At 68.6% G+C, this 6,611-nt stretch carries 6 protein-coding genes and 1 pseudogene; 6 read left to right on the top strand and 1 reads right to left on the bottom strand.

The window, feature by feature from the left end; genetic code table 11:
* From G3N92_RS29085 to G3N92_RS29070, 4 genes are all read left to right on the top strand, one after another.
* Nucleotides 1-930 (top strand): HlyD family efflux transporter periplasmic adaptor subunit (locus G3N92_RS29085; RefSeq protein WP_206131028.1); only part of this gene is annotated, 930 nt, incomplete at its 5' end.
* Nucleotides 931-946: 16 nt separating this feature from the next.
* The gene (locus G3N92_RS29080; protein ID WP_206131027.1) at nucleotides 947-3,061 is read left to right on the top strand and encodes an HlyD family efflux transporter periplasmic adaptor subunit; all 2,115 of its coding nucleotides are present in this window, start codon (nucleotides 947-949) and stop codon (nucleotides 3,059-3,061) included.
* 311 nt (nucleotides 3,062-3,372) lie between these two features.
* Nucleotides 3,373-3,732, top strand: coding sequence for a hypothetical protein (locus tag G3N92_RS29075; protein ID WP_206131026.1), 360 nt, complete (start codon nucleotides 3,373-3,375; stop codon nucleotides 3,730-3,732).
* An 18-nt stretch (nucleotides 3,733-3,750) separates the two neighbouring features.
* Entirely contained in the window at nucleotides 3,751-4,344 is a 594-nt protein-coding gene (locus G3N92_RS29070; RefSeq protein WP_206131025.1) for a hypothetical protein, read from the top strand.
* Nucleotides 4,345-4,431: 87 nt separating this feature from the next.
* Here G3N92_RS29070 and G3N92_RS29065 read toward each other — a convergent pair whose 3' ends face one another.
* Nucleotides 4,432-5,331 (bottom strand): LysR substrate-binding domain-containing protein, encoded by a 900-nt coding sequence (locus G3N92_RS29065; protein WP_206131024.1) that lies wholly within the window; start codon nucleotides 5,329-5,331, stop codon nucleotides 4,432-4,434.
* A gap of 153 nt (nucleotides 5,332-5,484) precedes the next feature.
* Here G3N92_RS29065 and G3N92_RS29060 point away from each other — a divergent pair, with 153 nt between their 5' ends.
* Both G3N92_RS29060 and G3N92_RS29055 read left to right on the top strand, forming a co-directional pair.
* The gene (locus G3N92_RS29060; protein ID WP_206131023.1) at nucleotides 5,485-6,231 is read left to right on the top strand and encodes a glucose 1-dehydrogenase; all 747 of its coding nucleotides are present in this window, start codon (nucleotides 5,485-5,487) and stop codon (nucleotides 6,229-6,231) included.
* A 40-nt stretch (nucleotides 6,232-6,271) separates the two neighbouring features.
* Nucleotides 6,272-6,611, top strand: a pseudogene (locus G3N92_RS29055) (alkene reductase); the annotation flags it as partial.

Raw genomic sequence — 6,611 nt, 5'->3', positions numbered from 1 at the left:
GTCTCGTGGACGGCCACCGACACCGCCCTGCTGACCGAACTCGGCCAGGTCTGGGCGCATGCGTTCGAATCGTTCGCGCCGCGCGCCTCGTGGCGCGAACGCGCGCGCGCGCTGCTCAAGCCCGGCCGCCAGCAGCGCCGCGTGCTGATCGGCGTGGCCGTGGCGTGCGTGATTCCGGTGCGGCTCACGGTGCTCGCGCCGGCCGAGGTCACGCCGAAGGATCCGTTCGTGGTGCGCGCACCGCTCGACGGCGTGATCGACCACCTCTACGTGCGGCCGAACCAGCCGGTGCAGAAAGGCACGCCGCTGCTCGGCCTCGACGCTACCACGCTGCAGTCGCGCTACGCCGTGGCGCGCAAGGATTTCGACACCGCGCAGGAAGAATTCCGTCAGACGGCCCAGTTGGCCGTGACCGACGACAAGACCCGCCTCGACATGGCCGAGCGCCAGGGCAAGCTCGACCAGAGCCGCGTCGAGCTCGACTACACCGCGCGCCAGCTCGCGCGCGTGAGCGTCAGCGCGCAGCGCGCCGGCGTGGCGATCTTCAGCGATCCGAACGAGTGGACCGGCAAGGCCGTCGCCGTCGGCGAGAAGATCCTCGTGCTGGCCGATCCGGATCACGTGGAAGTGACCGCGTGGCTGCCGGTGGCCGACAACATCGACGTCAAGCCCGGCACGGTGCTGACGCTCTATCCGAAGAGCTCGCCGCTGTCGAGCTACGACGCGCGCATCGATTCGGTGGCCTGGCGCGCCGAGCCGACGCCCGACGGCGTGCTCGCCTACCGCGTGCGCGCCACGCTCGACGCCGGCGACGCGCATGCGCCGCTCGGCGCGATGGGCACCGCGCGGATTCGCGGGCCGTGGGTGCCGGCGATCTATTACGTGCTGCGCCGTCCGTTGACGCTGGCCCGCCAGTGGCTCGGCTGGTAAGTCGAGAGTTCGCACCATGTCCCGACTTCCGCCGCTGCGCCAGGAACTGACGCTCTCGCCCGGCGCCGCCACGCCCGACGGCGCGCCCACCTGGATGCTGCACGACCCCGCCGCCAACCGCTTCTTCCAGATCGGCTGGCCCGCGTTCGAACTGCTGTCGCGCTGGCCGCTCGACGATCCGCATGCGATCGTCGAGGCGGTCAACCGCGACACCACGCTCACCGTCACGCTCGACGATCTCGAGGCGCTGCTGCGCATGCTGCGCCAGCAGAACCTGCTGGTCAGCGCGAGCTCGGCCGACACCGCGCGTCTCGAACAGCACGAAGCCGCGCATCACGTGTCGCGCGCGATGTGGCTGCTCAAGCATTACCTGATGATCCGGATCCCGCTGTGGCATCCGATGCCGTTCCTGCGCGCCACCGCGCGCCACGTGGCGTTCGCGTTCAAGCCCGCGTTCTGGTACGGCGTGGCCGCCGTCGCGCTGCTCGGGCTGTTCCTCGTGTCGCGGCGCTGGGACGAATTCCTGCACACGTTCCACAACTACGCGGACTGGCGCGGGCTGGTGGGCGTGGGCATCGCGCTCGGCTTCGCCAAGGTGCTGCACGAGTTCGGGCACGCCTACACCGCCGAGCGCAACGGCTGCCGCGTGCCCACCATGGGCGTGGCGCTGCTCGTGATGGTGCCGGTGCTCTACACCGACACCACCGAGGCCTGGAAGGTGCAGGACCGCCGCGAACGGCTGCGGATCGGCGCGGCCGGCATGCTCAGCGAGCTGGCGCTGGCCGCGTTCGCCACGCTGGCCTGGAGCCTGCTGCCCGACGGGCCGCTGCGCGCCGGCGCGTTCCTGCTCGCCACCACCACCTGGGTGGCCACGCTCGGCATCAACGCCAGCCCGTTCATGCGCTTCGACGGCTATTTCCTGCTGTCCGACTGGCTCGACATGCCGAACCTGCACGACCGCGCGTTCGCGATCGGCCGCTGGTGGATGCGCGAATGGCTGTTCGGTTTCGGCGATCCGCAGCCCGAGCCGTGCAGCGCGCAGCGGCGGCGCTTCCTGATCGCGTTCTCGTTCGCCACCTGGCTGTACCGGCTCGTGGTGTTCATGTCGATCGCGCTGGTGATCTACCACGCGTTCTTCAAGGTGCTGGGGATGCTGCTGTTCTGCATCGAGTTCGGCTGGTTCATCGTACGGCCCGTATGGCGCGAGGCGCAGCACAGCTGGCAGCGCCGCGACGAACTGCGCTGGTGCCGCGAAACGCGCCGCAGCGCCGCGATCGGCGCCGCGCTCGTGGCGTTCTTCGTGCTGCCCTGGCATGCCGGCGTGAGCGCGCCCGCCGTGCTCGCGCCCGAGCGCGCGCAGGGGCTGTACACCGTCGAGCCCGGCTACCTGGCCGACACGCCGCCGCCCGCGCGCGACGGGCAGCACGTGAAGGCCGGCGAGACGCTGGCCGTGCTCGTCTCGCCCGATCTCGACGCTAAGCTCGCCGCCGCCGCGGCCGAGGAAGCGCGGCTGCACTGGGAAGTCGACCAGCAATCGTTCGACGACCGCCTGCAGCAGCAAGGCACCGCGCTCGTGAAGCACTGGGACGCGGCGCGGCAGACGGTGGACGGCCTGCGCGCCGAAATCGCGCAACTGACGATTCGCGCGCCGTTCGACGGCACCGTGCAGGCCAACGACGACGCGCAGGCGGCCGGCACCTGGCTGCCGCGCGGCGAGCGGCTGTACGACATCGTGGCGCCCGGCGCCGTGAAGGGCGACGCCTACGTCGACGAACACGACGTGGCGCGGCTGCGCGCCGGGCAAACGGCAACGTTCGTGGCCAACCTGCCCGAACTGGCCGCGCGCCGCTGCAAGATCGAGGCGATCGACAAGGTCAACGTGGCCACGCTCGACGAACCCACCGTGGCCAGCACCTACGGCGGCCCGATTCCGGCCGAGCAGGATCCGAGGACGCATCAGCTCGTGCCGTTGCAGGCCACCTGGCAGGTGCGGTTCGGCGCGTGCGACGGCAAGCCGGGGCTCGGGCGCGAGCTGCCGGGCACGGCGCAACTGGGGGCCGGGCGCGAGAGTTATCTGGGCAGCGGGGTGCGGTTCGTGGCGGCGGCGCTACAGCGGGAAGTGGGGTTTTGAAGGTCGCGCGGCGCGCTTTGATTTTCGATGCGATTTGCGTAATATGCGCGCTGCGATAACCACTCACCGTTACGCAAAAAAATACACTACAAAAAGCGAGAGGCCCAATGCCATCTTTACGTGTTCTGTTCGGCGCAATGATGCCGATTGCGCTGACGGCTTGCGCATCCATCAACGCCGCCAATTACACGCCGTCGATCGATAATATTCAAACGCTGCATGCCGCGGGGCCGCTTGAAACGCGGATTCGCACGTTCGATTCGAAACCCGGCAACGAGAATCCCTATCCGGTTCCGCTGCGCGCGGCGAGCATGCGCTCGCCGGTCGGCAATTCGTTCGGCGCGTATCTGTCGAACGCCATGGAACAGGAACTCCTGGTGTCCGGCGCGATTTCGCCTTCCGCGCAAGTCGAAGTCAGCGGCACGCTGCTGAAGAACGACGTCGATTCGTCGGGATTCTCGCGCGGCGAAGCGACGATTTCCGCGCGCTTTATCGTGCGCCGCGGCGATCAGGTCGTCTACGACAGCGTGAAAACCGCCAGCGGCCAATGGAAATCGTCCTTCATGGGCGCCGTTGCAATCGGCAATGCCATCGAGGCTTATCCGCATATCGTCGGGCGTCTGCTGGCGCAGCTTTATGCCGATCCGGTTTTCGTCAAATCCATTCAATAAAACAACAAGGGCTTCACCATGAAACGGCTGTTTATTGCCGCGATGACGATCGCGGCGCTGTCGGGCTGCGCTCACACCATCACCATTTCGACGGATACCAAAGCGCTGGCCGTCACCCCGGCGGTCGAGCAGATCGATAAATCGGTCGGCCTGATCGTGACCGACGAAATGCGTCAGCGCGACGTCACGACGCCTGGCGGCGGCGGCGACAAAGTCACCTACAAGCCGTACCGCGATCTCGAGTTTCCGATCTACCTCGCGCTGACGCGCACTTTCAAGAACGTCGAGCGGCTCAGCACCGAGCCGGATGCGGCCAGCGCACGCGCCAAGGGCCTGAGCTATCTGATCAAGCCGCGAATCGTCACCACCTCGTCGTCGCAGAGTGCGCTCACGTGGCCGCCCACCGATTTCTCCGTGACGCTGGTGTGCACCATCAGCGACCTCGACGGCAAGACGATCGGCAAGGCCGAGGTCAGCGGACACGGCCACGCGGAATACAGCGAATTCAAGCATCAGCTCGGCCTCGCCGCCGATCGCGCGTCGCTCGACGCCGCGGCCAAGCTGCCCGCGGCGATCCGGCAGGCCATCGAAGGCCAGCAAGCGCCGCAATAACGCGCCAACCTGCGATGCGCGCCAAGCCGCTGGGCGTGGACGCATCGCAGGATCCCGCCTCGGCCCTCGCGGCGTTCGATCGCCGCCTCACGCCCCCCGCGTCCCCACCCTCGCCGCCAACGCCTCCAGCTTCGCCAGAAACGCCGCCAGCACCGGCGACGCATTCCCCGCGCTGAACCCCACCACCAGTTCGACCGTCGGCGCCACGCCCGCCAGCGGCCGGCTCGCCACCGACCACGGCATCAGGTTCTGCACGTAGGCCGGAATCAGCGTCAGCGCCCGCAGCGACGCGATCAGCGACATCACCATCGCCGGGTTGTCGACGCTCTGCGCCACCTCGACCGTCACGCCCTGTTCCGCCAGATACGCGTCGATCAGTTGCCGCAGGAACTGCGCCTTTTCCGCCATCGCGATGAACGGCGCGTGCCGCAGCGCCTGCGGATCGACGGCCTGCTGCGCCGTCAGCGGATGGTCGCTCGGCATCAGCACGATCAGCGGCTCCTCGCCGACCTTCCGGTAGGCGAGGTCGTAGCCCGATTCGGCGCGCATGAACGCGGCGTCGAGTTCGCCGCGCGACAACGCGGCGGCCAGCTCCGTGGAGTAGTCGCTCGTCACCGTCACTTCGATGTTCGGAAACTGCTCGCGCAGCAGATGCATCACGTCGGTCAGCCAGTTCATTTCCTGGCCGGTCAGAAAGCCCAGCGCGAAGCGCGGCTTGGGCGGCAGCGCCGCGCGGCGCGCCGCGGTCACGGCGGCGTCGACCTGCGCGAGCGCGAGCCGCGCGTGATCGATGAACGCCCGGCCGGCCTCGGTCAATTCGACGCCGCGCGCGCTGCGGCTCAGCAGCGCGACGCCCACCTGATCCTCGAGATCGCGAATCTGCCGGCTCAGCGACGGCTGCGACGTGTGCAGCCGCTTTTCGGCCGCCTCGGTCAGGCTGCCTGTCTCCGCGACCGCGATGAAATACCGCAAATGCCGTAGCTCCATACCTTCACCCCATGCCTGGCAAGCATGCCATCCAGCTTATTAAGTCTTTTTCAAGGCCGCAAGCAGCCCCTAAATTGGCTCCTGTCGTCGCATACATCCTCGGCTCGACGCAGGCACCCCATGCGTTCGAGCGATACCTTACCGGAGTTTTCCATGAGCAGCCCCATCGTTCTGATCACCGGCGCGCTGACCGGCATCGGCCGCGCCACCGCCTTCGAATTCGCCCGCGCCGGTGCGCGTCTCGTCGTGTCCGGCCGGCGCGCGGCCGAAGGCGCGGCGCTCGAAGCCGAACTGCGCGAGCTGGGCGCGCAAGCCACGTTCATCCAGGCCGACGTCCGCCACGAAGACGAAGTCCGCTATCTGGTCGACCAGACGGTGGCCCGCTTCGGCCGGCTCGACGTGGCCGTCAACAACGCGGGCACCGAAGGCACGCCCGGCCCCATCACCGAAATCAGCGCCGACAGCTACGAGGCCACGTTCGACACCAACGTGCTCGGCGTGCTGCTGAGCCTCAAGCACGAACTGCGCGTGATGATCGAACAGCGCGCGGGCAGCGTGATCAACATCTCCTCCACCTACGGGCACGAAGGCGCGGCCTACGCCACGCTGTACGCGGGCAGCAAGCATGCGGTGGAAGGCATCACGAAATCGGCCGCGCTCGAAGTGGCGGCCGCCGGCGTGCGCGTCAACGCGGTCGCGCCCGGCCCGACCGACACCGGCATGCTCGACCGCTTCACCGGCACGGCCGAACGCAAGGCAGCGCTGGCCGGGATGGTGCCGCTCGCGCGCATCGGCACGCCGAAGGACATCGCCGCCGCGGTGCTGTTCGTGGCCTCGGAAGGCGCCAGCTTCATGACCGGCCAGATCGTCACGGTCGACGGCGGCAAGACCGCCGGCTGATCCCCGCCACGCCCTCACTTCCGAACGGAAACCGATTCGTATGGACAACGCACTTTTCAGCCCGCTGACGCTGGGCAGGATTCAACTGGGACACCGCGTCGTGATGGCCCCGCTCACGCGCATGCGCGCCGATCACGACACCGGCGTGCCGACCGCGCTGATGCTCGACTACTACACGCAGCGCGCCTCGGAAGGCGGCCTGATCGTCGGCGAGGCCACCGAGGTGTCGCCCGCCGGGCGCGGCTATCTCGGCGCGCCGGGGCTGTACACCGACGCGCAGGCGCAGGGCTGGCGGCCGATCGTCGACGCCGTGCACGCACGCGGCGGGCGGATCGTCGCGCAGCTGTGGCACGTCGGGCGCACCGCGCACGCCAGCCTGA

The sequence above is a fragment of the Burkholderia sp. Ac-20379 genome (assembly GCF_017104645.1).
Lineage (GTDB): Bacteria > Pseudomonadota > Gammaproteobacteria > Burkholderiales > Burkholderiaceae > Burkholderia.
This window is presented reverse-complemented; position numbering and strand designations above follow the sequence as displayed.